Origin of the sequence: Chryseobacterium rhizoplanae (genome assembly GCF_900182655.1) — a bacterium.
GTDB classification, from domain to species: domain Bacteria; phylum Bacteroidota; class Bacteroidia; order Flavobacteriales; family Weeksellaceae; genus Chryseobacterium; species Chryseobacterium rhizoplanae.
Genome location: NZ_FXTC01000002.1, coordinates 319,542 through 338,663, shown reverse-complemented (window position 1 = coordinate 338,663; position 19,122 = coordinate 319,542). Strand labels below are relative to the sequence as shown.

The 19,122-nt window shown below is 37.1% G+C and carries 17 protein-coding genes; 9 read left to right on the top strand and 8 right to left on the bottom strand.

Going from position 1 to position 19,122, the window contains the following annotated elements; all coding sequences use genetic code 11:
• The first annotated feature begins 27 nt into the window (after positions 1-27).
• A complete protein-coding gene (locus tag FN817_RS06775; RefSeq protein ID WP_142717277.1) occupies positions 28-1,065 on the top strand; it encodes a quinone-dependent dihydroorotate dehydrogenase in 1,038 nt (345 codons plus the stop codon).
• Between the two features lie 30 nt (positions 1,066-1,095).
• Here the strand turns inward: FN817_RS06775 and FN817_RS06770 are convergent, their stop codons facing one another.
• A complete protein-coding gene (locus FN817_RS06770; protein ID WP_142717276.1) occupies positions 1,096-1,986 on the bottom strand; it encodes a hypothetical protein in 891 nt (296 codons plus the stop codon).
• 25 nt (positions 1,987-2,011) lie between these two features.
• A complete protein-coding gene (locus FN817_RS06765) occupies positions 2,012-3,256 on the bottom strand; it encodes a DUF445 domain-containing protein (protein WP_142717275.1) in 1,245 nt (414 codons plus the stop codon).
• A 175-nt stretch (positions 3,257-3,431) separates the two neighbouring features.
• Between FN817_RS06765 and msrB the strand changes: the two genes are divergently transcribed.
• The 3 genes from msrB to FN817_RS06750 all read left to right on the top strand — a co-directional run bounded on the left by msrB (position 3,432) and on the right by FN817_RS06750 (position 5,303).
• Positions 3,432-3,878: a peptide-methionine (R)-S-oxide reductase MsrB gene (gene msrB, locus FN817_RS06760; RefSeq protein ID WP_185149900.1), complete on the top strand. Its 447-nt coding sequence runs from the start codon at positions 3,432-3,434 to the stop codon at positions 3,876-3,878.
• Positions 3,879-4,005: 127 nt separating this feature from the next.
• Positions 4,006-4,761: a murein L,D-transpeptidase catalytic domain family protein gene (locus FN817_RS06755; RefSeq protein ID WP_142717274.1), complete on the top strand. Its 756-nt coding sequence runs from the start codon at positions 4,006-4,008 to the stop codon at positions 4,759-4,761.
• Positions 4,762-4,871: 110 nt separating this feature from the next.
• Entirely contained in the window at positions 4,872-5,303 is a 432-nt protein-coding gene (locus tag FN817_RS06750) for a cupin domain-containing protein (RefSeq protein ID WP_228451494.1), read from the top strand.
• Positions 5,304-5,382: 79 nt separating this feature from the next.
• Here FN817_RS06750 and fabF read toward each other — a convergent pair whose 3' ends face one another.
• The 6 genes from fabF to FN817_RS06720 form a co-directional block, all read right to left on the bottom strand.
• Entirely contained in the window at positions 5,383-6,624 is a 1,242-nt protein-coding gene (fabF, locus tag FN817_RS06745) for a beta-ketoacyl-ACP synthase II (RefSeq protein ID WP_142717273.1), read from the bottom strand.
• Between the two features lie 2 nt (positions 6,625-6,626).
• Positions 6,627-7,052 (bottom strand): PaaI family thioesterase, encoded by a 426-nt coding sequence (locus FN817_RS06740; protein ID WP_142717272.1) that lies wholly within the window; start codon positions 7,050-7,052, stop codon positions 6,627-6,629.
• A gap of 11 nt (positions 7,053-7,063) precedes the next feature.
• On the bottom strand, positions 7,064-8,332 hold the full coding sequence (locus tag FN817_RS06735) for an acetyl-CoA C-acetyltransferase (protein WP_142717271.1): 1,269 nt from the start codon (positions 8,330-8,332) through the stop codon (positions 7,064-7,066).
• Between the two features lie 10 nt (positions 8,333-8,342).
• Entirely contained in the window at positions 8,343-8,948 is a 606-nt protein-coding gene (locus FN817_RS06730; RefSeq protein ID WP_142717270.1) for a TetR/AcrR family transcriptional regulator, read from the bottom strand.
• Positions 8,949-9,130: 182 nt separating this feature from the next.
• Positions 9,131-9,550, bottom strand: coding sequence for an OsmC family protein (locus tag FN817_RS06725; protein WP_002982623.1), 420 nt, complete (start codon positions 9,548-9,550; stop codon positions 9,131-9,133).
• Positions 9,551-9,636: 86 nt separating this feature from the next.
• The gene (locus FN817_RS06720) at positions 9,637-10,503 is read right to left on the bottom strand and encodes a helix-turn-helix domain-containing protein (protein WP_142717269.1); all 867 of its coding nucleotides are present in this window, start codon (positions 10,501-10,503) and stop codon (positions 9,637-9,639) included.
• 200 nt (positions 10,504-10,703) lie between these two features.
• On the opposite strand from FN817_RS06720, the gene FN817_RS06715 reads away from it, so the two are divergent.
• The 5 genes from FN817_RS06715 (at position 10,704) to FN817_RS06695 (ending at position 19,045) form a co-directional block, all read left to right on the top strand.
• Positions 10,704-11,582, top strand: a complete 879-nt coding sequence (locus FN817_RS06715) for an AraC family transcriptional regulator (RefSeq protein WP_047422228.1) — start codon at positions 10,704-10,706, stop codon at positions 11,580-11,582.
• A 388-nt stretch (positions 11,583-11,970) separates the two neighbouring features.
• A complete protein-coding gene (locus FN817_RS06710; RefSeq protein WP_142717268.1) occupies positions 11,971-14,934 on the top strand; it encodes a SusC/RagA family TonB-linked outer membrane protein in 2,964 nt (987 codons plus the stop codon).
• Between the two features lie 10 nt (positions 14,935-14,944).
• Positions 14,945-16,567, top strand: coding sequence for a SusD/RagB family nutrient-binding outer membrane lipoprotein (locus tag FN817_RS06705; protein WP_142717267.1), 1,623 nt, complete (start codon positions 14,945-14,947; stop codon positions 16,565-16,567).
• A gap of 174 nt (positions 16,568-16,741) precedes the next feature.
• Positions 16,742-18,043 (top strand): MFS transporter, encoded by a 1,302-nt coding sequence (locus tag FN817_RS06700; protein WP_142717266.1) that lies wholly within the window; start codon positions 16,742-16,744, stop codon positions 18,041-18,043.
• A gap of 30 nt (positions 18,044-18,073) precedes the next feature.
• On the top strand, positions 18,074-19,045 hold the full coding sequence (locus FN817_RS06695) for a glycoside hydrolase family 130 protein (RefSeq protein WP_129038662.1): 972 nt from the start codon (positions 18,074-18,076) through the stop codon (positions 19,043-19,045).
• Positions 19,046-19,122: the final 77 nt, after the last annotated feature.

Genomic DNA, 19,122 nt, shown 5'->3' with positions numbered 1-19,122 from the left:
TGAGTAATTTTGTAAAACTTTTTTTCAATGTATAAATCGCTCATTCGTCCGATTCTTTTCAAATTTGATCCTGAAGATGTTCATCACTTTACATTTTCAATGCTTAAGAATTTTGGATTTCTCACGAAATTATTTTTCCCAAAACCTGTTGAAGACAAACGTCTGGAAAGAGAAGTTTTCGGATTGAAATTTAAAAATCCCGTAGGATTAGCTGCCGGTTTCGATAAAAACGCAGTTTTGTTCAACGAATTGGGAGACTTAGGTTTCGGATTTGTAGAAATCGGAACGGTAACCCCAAGAGCACAGGCAGGAAATCCAAGAAAAAGATTGTTCCGTTTGATAGAAGATGGCGGAATTATCAACAGAATGGGATTCAATAATGAAGGTCTTGAAGCGGCTATTGAAAAACTTAAATCCAACAAAGGAAAAATAATCATCGGTGGAAACATCGGAAAAAATACGGATACAAGCCCGGAAAACTATACCCAGGATTATCTGGACTGTTTTGAAGGTCTTCATCCTCACGTAGACTACTTTGTACTGAATGTAAGCTGTCCCAACGTTGGAAGTCACGCCAAACTTGAAGATGTAGAATATCTGAGAGAGCTGATCACAGAAGTGAAGAAGATCAACCAGTCAAAATCTGTACAGAAGCCTATACTGCTAAAAATTGCACCGGATCTTAATAACAATCAATTAGACGAAATCATTGATCTGATCGCAGAAACAAAGATTGATGGTATTGTAGTTTCCAATACTTCTGTCAACAGAGAAGGTCTGAAAACCTCTCCTGAAGTTTTAGAACAGATTGGAAACGGAGGCCTTAGCGGGAAGCCGATTCGTGAAAGAAGTACAAAAATGATCAAATACCTTTCTGATAAAAGTAACAGAGCATTCCCAATCATTGGAGTAGGAGGAATACATTCCGCAAAAGATGCAATGGAGAAATTAGATGCGGGAGCCAGCCTGATCCAGCTGTATACAGGATTTATTTATGAAGGACCGGAACTGATCAATGAAATCAATAAGGAACTTCTGAAAAGAGCAAGTAGATTACCGAGATAAAATAAAAGAGAGTTTACACAACTCTCTTTTTTATTTTGACTTTATAATGGAAGCATTTTTTAGATCCACAGTAAATGTATAGGCGGGAGAAGAGTAAGATTTACCCACCTTATATTGTATTGTTTCTTTATCCTTTGATTTTGTTTTCGTTGTATCATAAATGTTTTCCCAGCAGCTTTCAGTCAGGAATTCCTCGTAGTTTTTATAATTCCAGTCTTTTGTAAAATAAAGAACTCTGTAACCTTTTTCACCATCACTTGCCCCACATTGTCCGCAGGCATTAAAATTAGAGGTTTGTTCAAAATACAGAAGGACCCTGTTCCCGTTTTCCCCTGAAGAATAGGAAACAAGTTCATTTCCTCCGGCTTTATTAATGAAGTCAAATGTATTGATCTTTTTATTATTGGGCAGAAAAAGATAATTGTTGAGGCGATAGATCATTGCATTACCTGTAAATAATTTCAAGGGCTGAGTTTTTTTGCCCAACGAAAAAATCCCGGTAATCGGGTTGTTTTTCATGCTGATATTTTCCAATATAATAGATTCCAGAGGAGCTAGCTTTTGTGCTATTTCATTTGTTTTTTCTACTTTTTGGAGCGATGTGATCTGATCTTTTAAAATTCTGGAATTCTGTTTTTGTTTGGTCCCGAAATTATATAACGACAGGTCGCCATAATAATCATATATTCCGGTGAGCGGGATTTTCTTTTTGTATTTATCGTAATAATACCATCCGTCAACGTAATGCTGATACTGATCACAATCTACGATGCCTGTATAGTTGAGCTGCATGGTAATAGGTATTCCTCCAATCTCTCCGGTGAAAATCTGTGAAGAATCAGTTACTTTCTTTAATTCAACTTTTTGACTGAGAAAAAATGTGAGACTTAAAGAAAATAATAAAGAAAATATTTTTTTCATGGTTGTTGGCTGTCGTTAGTTTTTTTTAGAGGAAGAAATGGGCGATGGTGTAGATAATAAGCCCCACCAGCCCGCCGACCAGCGTTCCGTTGACCCGGATAAACTGCAGATCTTTTCCCACTTCCAGTTCCAGTTTTTCACTAAGTTCTTTTCCCTGCCAGTTTCCAACGGTTGTACTGATGAGGTTGCCGAATTGGTGGGTGTTTTTCAGGATATATTTATAGGCCGTTACCCGAACCCAATGATCTATTTTGTTCTGAAGGTTTTCATCGGTCTTTAAGTTCTGTGCAAATTCATTCAGGTTTTTAGAAAGATAATTTTTCAAAGCGGAATGTTCTTCCTGAAGCTCTTTCATCAGTGTTTTTTTGATAGAAACCCAGATGTCGTTGGAATATTCATCCAGTTTGTCATTTTTCAGAAGTCCGTTTTTGATGGTTTTAAATTCCTCATCCCATTTCGGATCTTCTTTCAAATCCATAGAAAACTCATGGATCTTCTGAGTTATCAACCCTCTTACTTCATGCTGGGGATCTTCTTCTATTTCTTTAAAAAAATCAGAAAGTCCGTCGGCAATTTTATCTGCAATTTTATTATCTACAAAAGAAGGGATGAATGTGTAGCTGCCTTTTTTTACACGGTCTTTGATCATTTCATCGTTCTCTATGATATATTCTTTGATCTGTTTAGAAAGATTGGTAATGATTCTCTGATGGTCATTTTTTTCAAGAATATAACCGATTCCGTTTCCTACTACTTTATTCAGCTTTATATCATCCGTCATTTCAGAAACCTTTTTGCTGATAAACTGGCTTACCGTGGAATCATCAAGCTTATTAAGAATATCAAGAACAATATCCGACAGGTTTTTAATCAAAATATCCTGGCTCTTTTCCTTACCCAGCCATTCACCAACAAAGTTGGAAACTTTAAGTTTTTGGATATAAGGACGTATATTTTGGGGAGAAAGAAAGTTACCTACAACAAAACTTCCAAGGTTGTCTCCCAATCTTTGTTTACTGTTTTCAATCAGGTTGGTATGGGGAATCGGAAGCCCGAGAGGATGGCGGAATAATGCGGTTACAGCAAACCAGTCAGCCAGGGCCCCAACCATAGCAGCTTCGGCAAAAGCACGAACATAGCCGATCCAATGAGAGGTATTAGACTTCTGTAAAATAGTGGTAACAATGAAAATAACAGCCATCAGAACGAATAATCCTGTGGCAAATGCTTTATATTTTCTCAGTTGTTTTCTTTTTGCTTCGTCATTCATATTCTCAAATTTACTAAATTTGGTTATGAAACCGTTTAATCTTAATAAAAGCTTTTAAACCTCAAAACTTTTGTGGTTAAAGAATGAAATTTACGATGAAATTTTTAGTTTCAATCACCCTGTTATTTTTCTGCAGGCTTGTACGCAGAAATACGAACCTATTAAAACCTCCTCTATGGAAAATACAGAAGCAAAAAACAATCCATACTATTCCAGAACAGATACTACAAAACTTAATGTTTCCAATGATGAATGGAAAAAAATCCTCGCGCCAGACTTGTATGCAATCGCCAGAGAAGCAGCAACAGAAAGAGCTTTTACCGGAAAATATAATGAATTTGATGAGATAGGAGGATATTATTGCGCGGTATGCGGAAATCACCTGTTTCGTTCTACATCCAAATTTTCCAGCAGCTGTGGCTGGCCAAGTTTCTTTGAAGCGGATAAGGAAGGAGTCTATTATGTAAGAGATCAGTCTTATGGAATGGATAGAGTAGAGGTTCTTTGCAAAAGATGTGACTCCCATCTTGGACATGTTTTCGATGATGGCCCGAAGCCTACGGGACTGCGTTACTGTATGAATTCTGTGAGCCTGGAATTTGTGGCAGATGCTCAAAAATAAGACTTTTAATTCACAGAATCAGGACGTTAAAGTTTCTTAAATAGCGTTAAACTTTTTAGAGTTATAACCCTCTGGTAATTATGTTTTTATAATTTTGCCCCACTAATTTGGATTTACATATTATTGAATGAAAGGATTTTATAGCGTATTAGGCCTTGTTTACATGGTGACGACTTCATTCTACATTTCTCCAAGAATGGCGGTGAAAAGTGAGAATGTCAATACAACGAAAACAGAAAAAGTAGCTGAAACGAAATCTGAGAAGAGCACAACAGTTGTATCTTCATCAGAAGCACTATACCAATCAATTGCATTTGACCCTGAACATGAATTGAATTATGAAGTGTTCTCAAAAGCATTGACTGGGTATGAAAATTTAAAAAAAGCAGGATTGCTTACCCAAGACTCGCATTTATTAACTATCTGCGATTTTTCTATGTCTTCTAACACAAAAAGACTTTGGATCATTGACCTGGAAGACAAAAAAGTTCTGTTCAACTCATTGGTAGCACACGGAAAAAATACAGGCGAAGAATTTGCGACGAATTTTTCTAACAGGGAAAGTTCGTTACAGAGCAGCTTAGGATTTTATATCACGGATGCAACCTATCAGGGTGACAACGGATATTCTCTCAAGTTATTGGGAATGGATAAAGGGTTTAATGATGCGGCTTACAGAAGAGCAATTGTTTTACATGGTGCCGATTATGTAAGTGATGCATTTGCAGCTATGCACAAAAGAATCGGAAGAAGTTGGGGATGTCCCGCGGTTCCAAGAGAACTGACACAGTCTATCATTAATACAATTAAAGGTAAAAACTGTCTGTTCATCTATTATCCCGATCAGAATTATCTTTCTTCCTCAGAATGGTTGAAAGCATAAAGATAAAAAGAGCAGTCAGATTTGGCTGCTCTTTTTCTTTTAAAGTAGTCCTGCAAGTCAAAAATAAAAACTAAATTTATATAAGCCTTTTAGCTTTAAAGTATAATAGAATGATGAATGGACAGCATGAAAATCACAAAAATATAAGTGTAGCTCTGGAAACATCTACAGGATTTATTCCAGCCGTAAGACTGATTAATAATCCTGATGGCTCATGTACCTTTGAGAAAGGTAAAATGCCAACTCTTAAACCTATCAATGCAAAGGTTTTCTGGATGAGTAATGAAACGGAAGAATGGGAAAAAAATAACCATCCAGCACCCAGAAAGCAATATGTTATTACCCTCAAAGGAAATATAAGGTTTAAAGTAACAGATGGCACTACATTTATTATTAAACCAGGAATCATCCTTTTAGCTGAAGATCTCAAAGGTGCCGGACACAGTTGGGATATGGTGAAAGGTAAAAAATGGAAGAGACTTTATATCCCGATTTTAGAGAGTGAAGGTGACCTTTTCATTCCTGATGCTGATTTTATATAACAGTTAAAGATAAGATAAGATAGAATAAAAAATCCCCGCATGATTTTCATACAGGGATTTTTATTATTATTTAATCAAATTAACTGAATTTCTTAAATACTACGGTGGCATTATGACCTCCAAACCCAAAGGCATTACTTAAAGCATAGGTAATATCTTTTTCTTTTGCTTCTCCAAAGACAATATTGATATCCTGCGGAATATTCTCATCAATGCTGTGAAGATTGATCGTTGGCGGAATAATTCCATTTTGAATGGCTTTAATAGAAAGAATGGCCTCTACAGCTCCCGCAGCTCCCAACAGGTGGCCTGTCATGGATTTTGTGGCACTGATATCCAGGTTTTTACTTCCTTTAAATAATTTATTAATTCCATTGAGCTCAACAAGATCCCCAAGCGGAGTAGATGTAGCATGAGGATTAATATAATCAATATCATCAGTGTTGATTCCAGCTTCATGAAGTGCCAGTTGCATAGCTTTTATGGCGCCCACTCCATCCGGATGAGGTGCTGTCATATGATAAGCATCAGCTGTCATGGCTGCTCCTACTAATTCTGCATATATTTTTGCTCCTCTTCCTTTAGCATGTTCATATTCTTCAAGAATCAATGTTCCCGAACCTTCACCCATTACAAAACCGTCTCTCTCAGCATCGTAAGGACGACTGGCTGTCGCGAAATCATCATTTCTTGTAGACATGGCTTTCATAATGGAAAATCCACCGATAGAAGCCGGAGAAATGGCAGCTTCAGAACCACCGCTTACAATGACTTTTGCTTTTCCAAGACGGATATAGTTGAAAGCATCCATCAACGCCGTATTTCCTGTTGCACATGCTGAAACTGTTGTGTAATTAATTCCCTGCAAGCCATATTTCATAGAAATCATTCCTGATGCCATATTGGCGATGAATTTAGGAACAAAGAAAGGGTTGAATCTTGGTGTTCCGTCACCGGCTGCAAAATTCATGACCTCGCTTTCGAAAGTCCACATTCCGCCTTGTCCGGTTCCCCAGATAACGCCTACATCAAATGGATCCATGTTTTCCAGTTCAAGTCCGGAATCTTTCAGTGCCTCCGCTGTGGAGTACATCGCATATTGTGAAAATAAATCACTTCTTTTGATTTCGTTGTGTGTTAAATGGAGTTTTGGATCAAAATTTTTAACCTCACAAGCGAAATGTACTTTAAATTTTTCTGTATCAAAAAGGGTGATTTTATTAGCTCCACTCACTCCGTTGATACTATTTTGCCAAAATTCTTCGACATTATTTCCTAAAGGCGTCACCGCGCCAAGACCTGTAATGACAACTCTCTTCATACTTAGTTATTGATTTTGAATAAATTCGAGGTTCCTCTTGCGATTAATCGTGTTTTATCTGCATTCCATATTTCGCATTGTGCATTTACGAATTGCTTACCTCTTTTAATGATTTTAGTTTCAGCTACAATATTATCATTTTCTTTTGCAGTTGAAAAATAATCTATGACATTATTTATAGTGGTAATGAAAGAATTTTCATTTAAAGAAAACATGGTGGCGCCAATAATATCATCAACAATAGCAGCGGTAACGCCGCCGTGAAGATTTCCTATAGGATTCAGCCACTCCGGTCTTACCGTATATTGAAATTCCAGTTGGCCTTCTTTAGCGGAAAGAACAATTGGATTCAGCCATTTCATAAAAGGAGATGGTGACTGGTCAAATTCTTTTCCGATGAATTGCTGTAATTGTGCTAATCTATCCATACTTTCAATTTTTATTTCTCTAAAATCATGGTTACTCCCTGTCCACGCGCTGCACAAATGGATATAAAGCCTTTTCCACTACCTTTTTCGTGAAGCAATTTTGCCAGCGTTGCGATAATTCTTCCTCCTGTTGCGGCAAATGGGTGGGCTGCAGCAAGACTTCCTCCTTTTACATTCAGCTTACTTCTGTCAATCTTACCCAACGCCTTTTCCAACCCGAATTTTTTGGCAAGCTCTTCATTTTCCCAGATTTTTATGGTAGCTAAAACCTGTGCAGCAAATGCTTCATGGATTTCATAGTAATCGAAATCTGAGAGGTTCATCCCAGCTTTTTTCAGCATTCTTTCAGCAGCAAAAACGGGTGCTAGAAGTAAATCCTGTTTATTTTCAACATATTCTATCCCTGCCAATTCTGAAAAGGTGATATACGCTAAAACAGGAAGATTATTAGCTTTTGCCCATTCCTCACTGGCAAGTAAAATGGCTGAGGCCCCATCCGTAAACGGTGTAGAGTTTCCTGCTGTTAAAGTTCCGTTTTGTTTATCGAAAGCAGGTTTCAGCTGTGATAATTTTTCAATACTGCTGTCACGGCGCATGTTATTATCTTTATCCAGACCAAAAGCGGGAGTGATCATATCCTTAAAGAAGCCTTCATCATAAGCTTTTGCCATATTCTGATGACTTTTTAAAGCTAATTGATCCTGTTCTTCTCTTGATATATTGTAATATTTTGCAGTGATTTCTGTGTGTTCACCCATTACAAGGCCCGTTTTAGGTTCCTGTCCTTTATAAGGAATTGGCATCCAGTTTTTCAGTTTCGGGCTTAACAGTTGTTTTAATTTCCCGAATGCTGATTTTTCTTTATTCGCCTTTAACAAAGCTTTTCTTAACCGAGGTGAAGATTCAAACGGGATATTGCTCATTGCTTCTACGCCACAAGCAATACCACAGTCTATCTGGCCCAGGGCAATTTTATTTCCAATGTAAATGGCCGCCTCAATTCCTGTATCACAGGCCTGCTGAAGATCACATGCGGGAGTTGCAGGATCCAGCGTGGTATTCATTACGGTTTCCCTGATGAGGTTGCTTTCAGAAATGTGCTTGATAACAGCACCTCCGGCCACTTCTCCGAGCCTTTTTCCTTTAAGGTGATAACGATCTATCAATCCGTTCAGAGATGCGAGCAGCAGATCCTGGTTTCCCTGTTCTGAATAAGAGGTATTCATTCTGGCGAAAGGAATTCTGTTGTATCCTATGATAGCCACTTTTTTTGTTTCCATATTGTATAATTTATGATGGAAGAATATTGAGTTCATGATCAATCATGTGGGCAATTTTGTCTAAAGCATGGTTTAGAAAACTTTGGTCACCCATTGTTTTTGAAAGCAGGATTCCGCCTTCAATAAGCATAATAAATAAGGAGGCATATTGTTCAGCATTGATTTTTTTATCAATTTCCCCATTCTTTTGTCCTTCCAGAATAGTGGCCGATATTTTGGCCATCCATTGTTCAAAGGATCTTTTAACCTGAGTTTTTAAAGCCGGGAAAGAATCATCTGCTTCTGTTGCGGCATTCATTATTGGACATCCGCCATTGGAAAATACAAACTTCCAGTTTTTCCGGTAAAAATCTACAAAAGCATGGAGCTTATCCACGGATTTAGGATATTCATCACCAAAAGAGCGGCTGAGGCTTTTGCCCAGCAATCCGGCATTGTATTTATAAACCTCAAGGGCTACTTCATCTTTGTTTTCAAAATTTCCATAGATACTGCCTTTTGTCAGTCCGGTTGCCTGCGTAATGTCTGACAGCGATGTGGAAATGTAACCCTTTGTATTAAAAAGAGTTGCTGTTTTCTCGATGATATGCTGTTTTGTTTTTTCTGCCTTCGACATTATTAATGTAATGATTAAATGATATGCAAATATACAAAAATATACCACTCGGTATATTTTATTTTAAAATTTACCAATTACAGATTTTTAGGAGGTTTAAGTTTTGGCTAAAGCCAATAGGATTGTTTTTAAAATAAAAAACGGGCTAAAGCCCGTTCCTATTGATATAAATGCTTTGAATTTTAATTTTCCAAAGTAGCATTCAATGTAATTTCAAAGTTGAATGCTGCACTTACCGGACATCCTTCTTCAGCAATTTTAGCAAATTTCTGGAATTCTTCTTCTGAGATTCCCGGAACTTTTGCCGTTAAAGTCAACTCAGATTTTGTAATCTTTCCGATATTAGGATCAAGAGTGATTACTGAAGTTGTTTTTAACTCTTCAGGATTATATCCTGCCTGTGAAAGCTCTGCATCTAGTTTCATGGTAAAACATCCGGCATGAGCTGCTGCCAGTAATTCCTCAGGATTTGTTCCTACACCATCCGCGAAACGGCTGTTGAAAGAATATTGAGTTTGATTTAAAGTTGTGCTCTGAGTAGTTAAGTGTCCTTTACCTTCTTTGATGGTACCGTTCCAAACGGCTGTTGCGTTACGTCTCATAATGTTTGTTTTTGTATTTAATGTTGTTTGATTTTGATGATACAAAGATATATCTGCGGAATAGCATATTCAATAGATAAAAAGACTTAAATATTGTACTTTTTTCCCGAGGAGTAGTTTTTCTTAAAATTAGCAGGTGTATTTCCTGTTTTGTTGGTAAAAAGACGGTTGAAATAGGCGGGATCTTCATAGCCCAGATCATAAGCAATTTCTTTTACAGGTTTATCTGTATAGAATAGTAACCTTTTTGCTTCTAATAAAATTCTGTTAATGATAAACTGATTGGGAGAATCCAGATTTAAATTTTTAAACTTATGTGTTAAGGTCTTTGGGGCAATGTGAAGCAGATCTGCATACTCTGCCACATTATGTTTTTCTCTGAAATGAATTTCCAGATGTCTGCTGAAATCTCTGAAAATATCCAGTTCATTACCTGGTATTCTGAGTGTTTCATTATCTAAATTCTGTTTTTTCCATTTTCGGGTAGCCCGGATGATGATCTGTTTTACATACGTTCTGATCATTTCCTCGGCAGAGGAATCTTTCCATTCAAGCTCATCTTTAATATTCTGAAAGAGGTCTTTTATAAGAGTGGTTTCGGAAGGGTCAAGCTCTACAAAGGGAATTTCAAATACATTATGAAAAAGAAGCCCATCGCAGGCTACTTCTTTATCATGAATCTGGATGCAATAAAAATCGCGGTTGTAGAAAAGAAGGATAGATTCATCTTTTCCTTTTTGGATGCTTAGATGCTGGTTAGTCAGGAAAAAAAGTGAAGGTTTCTTTGTCTTATAATGATTAAAGTCTACCGTAAGTTCGTATCCTGAAGGAATGAAAAATACTTTGATATCAGTTCTGAAACGATTCCCGTTAAAATTCTCCAGATTTTCTTCTGAAAATATTTCCAATCCGAGTTTTTTATAGTGATCTTCAAAAACAAGCTGTTGCGGCATACCTTAACTTTAGTTTAAAGATACAAAAAAGCATGATTTAAGCTGTATTAAATTATTGAAACCCAAATTTCTGATGTCTGACATATAAAATTGGAATAAAATAAATTGGAAATATGTTTTTACATTGATATTATTTTATCAATTTTACAAAGATTTGTATTGTGATCTAATCGTATTAACTTTTTTTCATAACTGCCTGTATGAGCGAACTAGAAAATATTCTGAGAGAAATAACTCCACTATCTCCTGAGGACAGTTTTCTCGTGTTTGACAGGATCAAAGCGTCATTCGACTTTCCGTATCACTATCATCCGGAAATTGAAATCAACTTTATCTACAAAGGGAAGGGTTACCGCAGAATGGTAGGAGATCACACCGGAGAAATCGGGAATATAGAACTGGTATTGGTAGGACCAAATTTACCACATTGTTGGGCGAATTACAGATGCAAAAACAGGAAAACCCACGAAATAACAATACAATTTAATCAGGATTTCTTTCAGCAGTCGCTCATGGAGAAAAATATTCTGAAGCCCATCAACAATCTGATGAAAGACTCTATCAGAGGGATTCTTTTTTCTTCCGAAACAGCTGAAAAACTAAAAGATTCGTTTCTCAATTTGTCTAAGATGAACAGTTTTGAATCTTTTATAGAAATTATGAAGATTCTGAATGAACTGGCAATTGCTGAAAATAAAACACTTTTGTCATCATACAGTATTGAGCTTGAGACCTTTGCTGATAATGATAAAATGAAGATTATCCACGATTTTGTTCATAAAAATTTTGAAAATAAGATTACGCTGGATAAAGTGGCTTCTATGGTAAATATGAGCAATGTAACATTCAACAGATTCATTAAAAAAAGAACAGGGAAGACTTTCATTAATTATCTTAATGAAATAAGAATCAGCTATGCTGCACGCTGGCTGATGGAAAAAAATCTTACCGTTTTTGAAATTGCTTTTGAAGCAGGCTTTAATAATATCGCCAATTTCAATAAAGTATTTAAGTCCATCAAAAAGACAACTCCAACTGAATTTAAGGAACAATTTAAAGGAGTGAAAAAAATTGAATAATGCGCTTTTGAAATTCACTTTTTTCTGTATAATTAATTTAAAACAAAATAAAAATCCGGGTATCCACATCCGGAATATTTTTTGTTAAAAATGACGATAAATCCTCTTTTTTTGATTGTTTTTTATATGGTGTATTTTGCTGATATATAGTGGTTTAATGGGTTTAAAATAAAATTGCTGAAAAAATAATATCGTTTTATGATAAAATAGTATTATATCAGACTGGTTACAAAATTTAGATTTGTGAATGTGAATTAAATCTTAACAAAACTTTAAATAATTTAATACATAAACGGTAAAATTTTGCTGAAAAAACAATAATTTTTTTTGTATTGAAAAATAAAGCAATGTAATTGATTCTCAATTAAATCTAACGAATCTATACCTTATGAGAAAAGCAGTTATACCTGTTCTGTTCGTTTTTTCACTTTCTGCGAATGCACAGGAGAAAAAATCGGCCGACACTACGAAGACAAACAGTATTGAGGAGGTCGTAGTCACCTCTTTGGGGATAAAAAGGCAGGCCCGCTCTTTGACGTATTCCAGTCAGCAGATTGGTGGGGATGAGCTTACAGAAGTGAAAACTCCCAATCTATTAAATTCGATCAATGGAAAAGTTTCCAACGTACAGATCAACAGAACCAATGGTGTAGGTAGCTCCGTAAGGGTGATCATGAGAGGGAATAAATCTGTATCAAACAGCCAGCCATTGTATGTAGTGGATGGAATTCCAATTATCAATGGAACAGGAAAATCTACAGATATAAGTCAATATGCTAATATGCCGGATCCTGGTGATGTATTAAGTTCCATCAATCCAGATGATATTGAAAGTATTAACTTCCTGAAAGGAGCTTCAGCATCCGCATTATACGGTTCCGCAGGTGGAAACGGAGCTATTCTGATTACTACAAGAAAAGGGAAAATAGGTAAGAGCTCTATCGCTTACAGCACTAGTTTAACGGCAGAAAGAGCTTATAGTCTGCCAAAATTGCAGCATAGTTATTTATCTTATGATCCATCTGATCCTACTCAATCTCCAGGAAATAATATTGAGAGCTGGGGGGCAAAAGGTGCTTCAAAAGACTATCTTAAAGATTTTCTTCAAACCGGAACAACATGGGTAAACAGCCTTTCTTTCCAGTCAGGAAACGAAAAATCAACCAACTATTTTTCCATTGGAAATACTACCAATAAAGGGGTGATCCCAATGTCTTATTTTGATCAGTATAATGTCTCTTTTAGAAACTCAAGTAAATTTCTGGATGATAAACTGACATTGGATGCTAACTTCATTGGCTCCCTGCAGGACAGTAAAAACAGACAAACACCAGGAGCTTCTTTCTCACCTTTAACGAGTTTGTATTGGCTGCCAAGAGGAGTAGATTTTGATCAATACGGACCTGACAATTATTCTTTCATAGATAAAAAGAGACTTTTACCTGCACAAAATTGGTGGGAAGTAAAGCCTGACGGAAGCTTCAAAGGAAACCCGGAAACGCAAAACCCATATTGGATTTTAAACAGAAACCCGGTTACTGTTAAAAATAAAAATGCATACAGCGCCGTTTCGTTATCTTATCAGATCAATCCATGGTTGACAGCACGAGTAAGAGGAAACTATAGCTGGAATAGTTCAGACAGCCAGCGTGATATTTCTGCTTACTCAGCGCCTTCTTTATTGGCTGTGCAACAAGGAATTAATGGAAGAATGCTTAAAAATGTATATGAAAATTCATCTACCTATGGTGACGTTTTGTTGATTGGTAGTCCAAAATTAAGCGAATCAATTTCTTTAGACTTTACCGTTGGAGGAAGTGTGAATACGACGAGCAATAAAGTAACGCAAATTGATAATGCTTATCTGTCCATTCCTAATTTGTTTGCAATAAACAACCTGCAATGGAATGTAGACCGAAGCCCGGGAGATGGATATCATAATAACTACTGGAATTTGAAAAAACAGGTGCGATCGGTTTTTGCAAGTGCTTCAGTAGGATATAAGAATATGTTTTATGTAGATATGACCTTTAGAAATGACTGGGATTCTACTTTAGCATTAACAGGAAGAAGCGGATTTGATTATGAGTCTGTAGGAGCTAATGCAATCTTATCATCTATCTTTAAACTTCCGGAAGTGATCAATTTCTGGAAAGTAAGAGGGTCTTATGCAACTGTTGGTTTAGGATTGCCAGCCAATATTTCTAATGCGATGGTAGCCTATTATAATGCATATTCTTATGGAGTAGATGCGGGAAGTATTGTATATCCAAAAAGTTCATTCGTAACCAGCCGACCAGATCTTATTCCACGCCCGGAACTTAATAAAACTTTTGAGGCAGGAACTGAGCTGAGAATGTTTAGCAACAGATTAAATTTTGATCTTACCTATTATAACTCTAATGCCAGCAATCAATTGCTGGAGACTACTATAGGCTCTAACTTTGGAGGGATTCCATCAGGGTCATATTATATTAATGCAGGTAAAATACGCAATACAGGTTTTGAAGCCTCTTTGTCATACAAAGTTTTTGGTACAGAAAAGTTTGGCTGGACAACTACAGTGAATGCCTCAGCGAACAAAAATACAATTGTTGAATTATTTCCATCAGGTTTATCTATACCCGAAAACCAGCTTTTCTCATTAACGGGTGGAGGAGATTTTACAAAACTGAGACTGGGAGGATCTTTTGGAGACCTTTATGGGGTTAAATTCAAAAGAGATGATCAGGGACGTATTTTAGTAGATGAAAATGGAGTTCCATTAGCTACTACAGGTGATCCTCAATATTTGGGTAATCCAAACCCTAAGTTTATTCTAGGTTTTAATAACTCTTTTAATATTGGTAAACTGGGAATATCTTTCCTTATTGATGGTAAATTCGGAGGTAAAGTATTGTCTCTTACAGAGAAAGCAAATGATTTATATGGAGTAAGCCAGGCGACTGCTGATGCAAGAGACGCTGGCGGAGTATCCGTTCCAAACGCAGTATATGCTCCAGGTACACCTTTGGCAGGACAGGCTTATAACGGAGTTACTGATGCAAAAGCATATTATAAGAGAACGGGTGGTGCTGGTGGTATCGGAACAGGAATTGACGAAGCCTATATGTACAGTGCAACAACTGTACGTCTACGTCAGGCATCTATTTCATATAGCTTTGATATTCAATCAAAATATATGAGAAATGCAACGGTAAGCTTAGTAGGAACCAATTTATTCTTCTTTTACAAAAAAGCACCGTTTGATCCGGAGCAGGTATCAGGAAATACACCGGGTGGGGTAGGAGTTGATTCATTTGGACTTCCGGTTACCCGATCAATAGGACTATCATTAAAGGCTAACTTCTAATTTAACGAAAATGAAATTCAATAATATTAAAACACTGGTATTGGGTGCAGCAGTCTTAATGGCTGCTTCCGGATGCAGTGATCTAGATCAGTATAACCAGGAAAAGCTGGGGAATCCTGAAAACATGTACGCAGATTATAACGCGGTTGTTAATCCTTTAAAATCTCTTCAAAGAGGTCTTCAGTCAGATTATCAGCTCTATCCCAATCTAAGTGCAGATATGTTTAGTGGTATGTTCAGTACGGCAACTCAGTTTAATGGAGGAAAGAACAATACAACTTATTTTATGATGGATGGATGGAATAACAGGATTATTGCCAGACAACAGGATATTTTCAACTATTCTATCATCATCGATAATGCTGCTAAAAATTTCTATCCTGGAATAGACTTTACAGGGACATTTGCTGTTAAAAAGATTTTAAAGGTAATCACTGCAGCAAGAGTATCAGACAATCATGGTCCGGTAGTATACAGTAAATATGAAACACCCAATGCAAATGGGGTAACTGATTTTGATTCTCAGCAGCAAGCCTATCAAAATTTCATCAATGATCTTACTGTAGCTATTACGGATTTGCAAAAAGTTCAGAATATGCCTGCTACAGGAAATGAAGGTGACAAAGCTGCATTAAAAAGAGCTGACCTTGTGTACGGCGGAAATATGGCGCAGTGGGCTAAGCTTGCCAATTCATTAAAACTGAGATTAGCCATGAGAATGAGCTATGCTGATCCGGCAAAATCTAAGCAATATGCTGAGGAGGCATTAGCTTCATCTGCAGGATTGATTACTGATAATGCAGATAACGCTTTAATAAGTGTAGGACAATCAGAATTGAGCTTTATTATCTACTCATGGGGAGACTGTTTGATCGGTGCACCTTTGATGGCTTATATGAACGGATATAATGACCCAAGACTTCCGGCATATGCTATTCCTGCATCTGACCCAGGTTTACAAGGGAAGTACATAGGAATACGTCAGGGAATTGATTTATTAAATGGTAAGTCAACGTATGGAGGATTTTCACAACCACAGGCAAAATCTGCCAACGGAGATTATTTTTCCGGGACCGATGGTAAAATGAAATTATTCACTGCTGCAGAAACATGGTTCCTGAAAGCTGAAGCTGCTTTGAGAGGATATGCAGGCGCTGGAGATATTCAAACCAATTATACAACCGGAGTTCAGCAATCTTTCGGAGAATGGGGAAAGAGTGCTAATGTTGCTGCTTATCTTGCCGATAATACTTCTACAGAAGCTCCTTATGTTGACCCGAAAAATGCAGATAATAACGTACTTGTTGGAAACCCTCAGTTAAGTACCATTACGATTGCATGGAATAACGGGGATACCAATGAAAGAAAATTAGAAAGAATTATTACCCAGAAATGGCTTTCTCTTTATCCGAACGGACCAGAAGCATGGGCTGAGCAAAGAAGAACAGGATATCCGGTTCTTTTCAAAGTAAGAAAAAATGATAGTGGCGGTGCGATCAGTACAGAAGCAATGATCAGAAGAATTCCTTTCACTATTGATACTAAGACTTCACTTTATAATTACCAGCAGGCTGCACAAATGCTTAACGGACCTGATACCGGAGGCACTAAGCTATGGTGGGATAAGAAATAAAAAATATTCAGAATCACTCATCAGTAAAGAGACATCTCAATATCAGATTTTATTTGATACATTCATTGAGGCGGGAGAATAAAGTAGAATCTCCAAAAAATTTATAGTTTCGTTTTTTTTAGCCTGAATGAATCCTTGAGATGTTCTCTTTTATTTAGAATCTTATTTTCAAATATGGGAAAAAACAACTCCGGAACCCGTCGGATCCAGCCAATTCTTTGGATTTCAACATTATATTTTGCAATGGGTGTTCCCTTTGTGACCATTAATGCGGTTTCAGGAATCATGTATAAAGATATGGGCGTTTCGGATTCACAGATTACATTCTGGACAGCCCTTATCCTTTTCTCCTGGACATTAAAACCACTTTGGAGTCCGTTCCTGGAGATCTATAAAACAAAAAAATTCTTTGTTGTTTTTACTCAGTTTGCCATAGGAATTCTCTTTGCATTAGTGGCTTTAAGTCTGCCGATGCATGATTTTTTCAAGTATAGTATTGCCCTTTTTGCAGTAATAGCATTTTGCGGAGCTACCCATGATGTGGTGGCAGACGGAACGTATATTGGCTTTCTTACCAATAAAGAGCAGGCAAAATATATCGGCTGGCAGGGCGCTTTTTACAATCTGGCGAAGATTATCAGTAGCGGCGCACTCGTTTATTTTGCAGGTGTTTTAGAAAAAACAAAAGGAGTTACCAATGCCTGGATGATCATTATGGTGATCTATGCACTGCTGTTTTTTCTATTGGCTATTTATCACTATTTCATTCTGCCAAAAGAAAATAAAGAAGAACATAAAGAAGAGAAAAATGCCGGAAATGTTCGTAAAGAATTATGGGAAGTGATTACCTCTTTCTTTACCAAAAAGAAGATTCTGTGGTGTATACTCTTCATTATTCTGTATCGTTTTGCAGAAGGATTTGCGATCAAAATAGCTCCTTTATTTTTTAAAGCTCCAAGAACTTCAGGAGGATTGGGACTATCGACCTCCGATATCGGACTTATTTATGGAACATACGGTTCTGCGGCATTTATTTTAGGGTCTGTACTGGCAGGATATTTTATCTCAGCCCGCGGACTGAAAAGATCTTTGATATGGCTGTGCTGTGCATTCAATATTCCATTTGTGGTATATGCATTACTGGCTTATTATCAGCCATCAGATCTTTTGCCTGTGGGAATTGCTGTGGTCGTAGAATATTTCGGTTACGGATTCGGTTTTGTAGGGCTGATGCTTTACATGATGCAGCAGATTGCTCCCGGAAAACACAAAACGGCCCATTACGCTTTTGCAACAGGAATTATGAACCTTGGTGTGATGATTCCCGGAATGTTCAGCGGAATGATCAGTGACTGGATTGGATACAAAATGTTCTTTATCTGGGTCTTGATTGCTACGATTCCTGCTTTTTTAGCCACCTTATTCGTTCCTTTCCCTTATCCGGAAAATCAGAAAGAACAACAAATCAACTCATAATAATTAAAAATAAAAAGTAAAAAATACTTTATGACAGCTCAATCAGTAATGATCCCCTGGCAGGATCGCCCGGAAGATTGCAATGATATCATGTGGAGGTTTTCCGAAAACCCGATCATTAACAGATATGCGATACCAACATCCAACAGTATATTCAACAGTGCAGTAATCCCTTTTGAGGATGGATTTGCAGGAGTCTTCCGTTGTGACAACAAGGCCGTACAGATGAATATTTTTGCAGGTTTCAGTAAAGACGGAATCAATTGGGATATCAATCATGACCCTATTGAAATGCAGGCAGGAAATACAGACATGATTGAATCCGATTACAAATACGATCCACGTGTCACTTTTATAGAAGACCGCTACTGGATCACATGGTGTAACGGATACAATGGTCCTACCATCGGAATTGGGTATACTTTTGATTTTAAAGAATTTTTTCAGTGCGAAAATGCCTTTCTTCCATTCAACAGAAACGGTGTTTTGTTCCCTGAGAAAATCAATGGTAAATATGCGATGTTGAGCCGTCCGAGTGATAACGGACATACTCCTTTCGGAGATATTTATATCAGCTATAGCCCTGATATGAAGTACTGGGGAGAACACCGTTGCGTGATGAAAGTAACTCCTTTTGAAGACAGTGCATGGCAATGTACAAAGATCGGAGGTGGTCCCGTTCCTATCAAAACAGAGGAAGGATGGCTGCTTTTCTATCATGGCGTGATCAATACCTGCAGAGGATTCAGATATTCAATGGGAGCAGCTTTGCTTGATCTTGAAGATCCTACAAAAGTATTGTACAGAACGAAGCCTTATTTGTTGGCTCCCGCTGAATTGTATGAACTGACAGGAGATGTGCCGAACGTTGTTTTCCCTTGTGCAGCACTGACGGAAGGAGATAAAGTAACAGTATATTACGGTGCTGCTGATACCGTAGTTGCGATTGCCTTTGGATATATCTCAGAAATTATTGATTTTATGAAAAAGAATTCAATCTAATTAGTAATATAAAGTTTTTAGGAAATAGGTTAATCATCTTAATTTTTCCTTTTTTTGGGAATTTTATAATGGTTTTC

What these genes read in the sequence shown, in the direction of transcription:
- FN817_RS06775 (WP_142717277.1), top strand. Translation starts at nt 28, where the DNA reads ATGTATAAATCGCTCATTCGTCCGATTCTTTTCAAATTTGATCCTGAA.
- FN817_RS06770 (WP_142717276.1), bottom strand. Translation starts at nt 1,986, where the DNA reads ATGAAAAAAATATTTTCTTTATTATTTTCTTTAAGTCTCACATTTTTT.
- FN817_RS06765 (WP_142717275.1), bottom strand. Translation starts at nt 3,256, where the DNA reads ATGAATGACGAAGCAAAAAGAAAACAACTGAGAAAATATAAAGCATTT.
- msrB (WP_185149900.1), top strand. Translation starts at nt 3,432, where the DNA reads ATGGAAAATACAGAAGCAAAAAACAATCCATACTATTCCAGAACAGAT.
- FN817_RS06755 (WP_142717274.1), top strand. Translation starts at nt 4,006, where the DNA reads ATGAAAGGATTTTATAGCGTATTAGGCCTTGTTTACATGGTGACGACT.
- FN817_RS06750 (WP_228451494.1), top strand. Translation starts at nt 4,872, where the DNA reads ATGATGAATGGACAGCATGAAAATCACAAAAATATAAGTGTAGCTCTG.
- fabF (WP_142717273.1), bottom strand. Translation starts at nt 6,624, where the DNA reads ATGAAGAGAGTTGTCATTACAGGTCTTGGCGCGGTGACGCCTTTAGGA.
- FN817_RS06740 (WP_142717272.1), bottom strand. Translation starts at nt 7,052, where the DNA reads ATGGATAGATTAGCACAATTACAGCAATTCATCGGAAAAGAATTTGAC.
- FN817_RS06735 (WP_142717271.1), bottom strand. Translation starts at nt 8,332, where the DNA reads ATGGAAACAAAAAAAGTGGCTATCATAGGATACAACAGAATTCCTTTC.
- FN817_RS06730 (WP_142717270.1), bottom strand. Translation starts at nt 8,948, where the DNA reads ATGTCGAAGGCAGAAAAAACAAAACAGCATATCATCGAGAAAACAGCA.
- FN817_RS06725 (WP_002982623.1), bottom strand. Translation starts at nt 9,550, where the DNA reads ATGAGACGTAACGCAACAGCCGTTTGGAACGGTACCATCAAAGAAGGT.
- FN817_RS06720 (WP_142717269.1), bottom strand. Translation starts at nt 10,503, where the DNA reads ATGCCGCAACAGCTTGTTTTTGAAGATCACTATAAAAAACTCGGATTG.
- FN817_RS06715 (WP_047422228.1), top strand. Translation starts at nt 10,704, where the DNA reads ATGAGCGAACTAGAAAATATTCTGAGAGAAATAACTCCACTATCTCCT.
- FN817_RS06710 (WP_142717268.1), top strand. Translation starts at nt 11,971, where the DNA reads ATGAGAAAAGCAGTTATACCTGTTCTGTTCGTTTTTTCACTTTCTGCG.
- FN817_RS06705 (WP_142717267.1), top strand. Translation starts at nt 14,945, where the DNA reads ATGAAATTCAATAATATTAAAACACTGGTATTGGGTGCAGCAGTCTTA.
- FN817_RS06700 (WP_142717266.1), top strand. Translation starts at nt 16,742, where the DNA reads ATGGGAAAAAACAACTCCGGAACCCGTCGGATCCAGCCAATTCTTTGG.
- FN817_RS06695 (WP_129038662.1), top strand. Translation starts at nt 18,074, where the DNA reads ATGACAGCTCAATCAGTAATGATCCCCTGGCAGGATCGCCCGGAAGAT.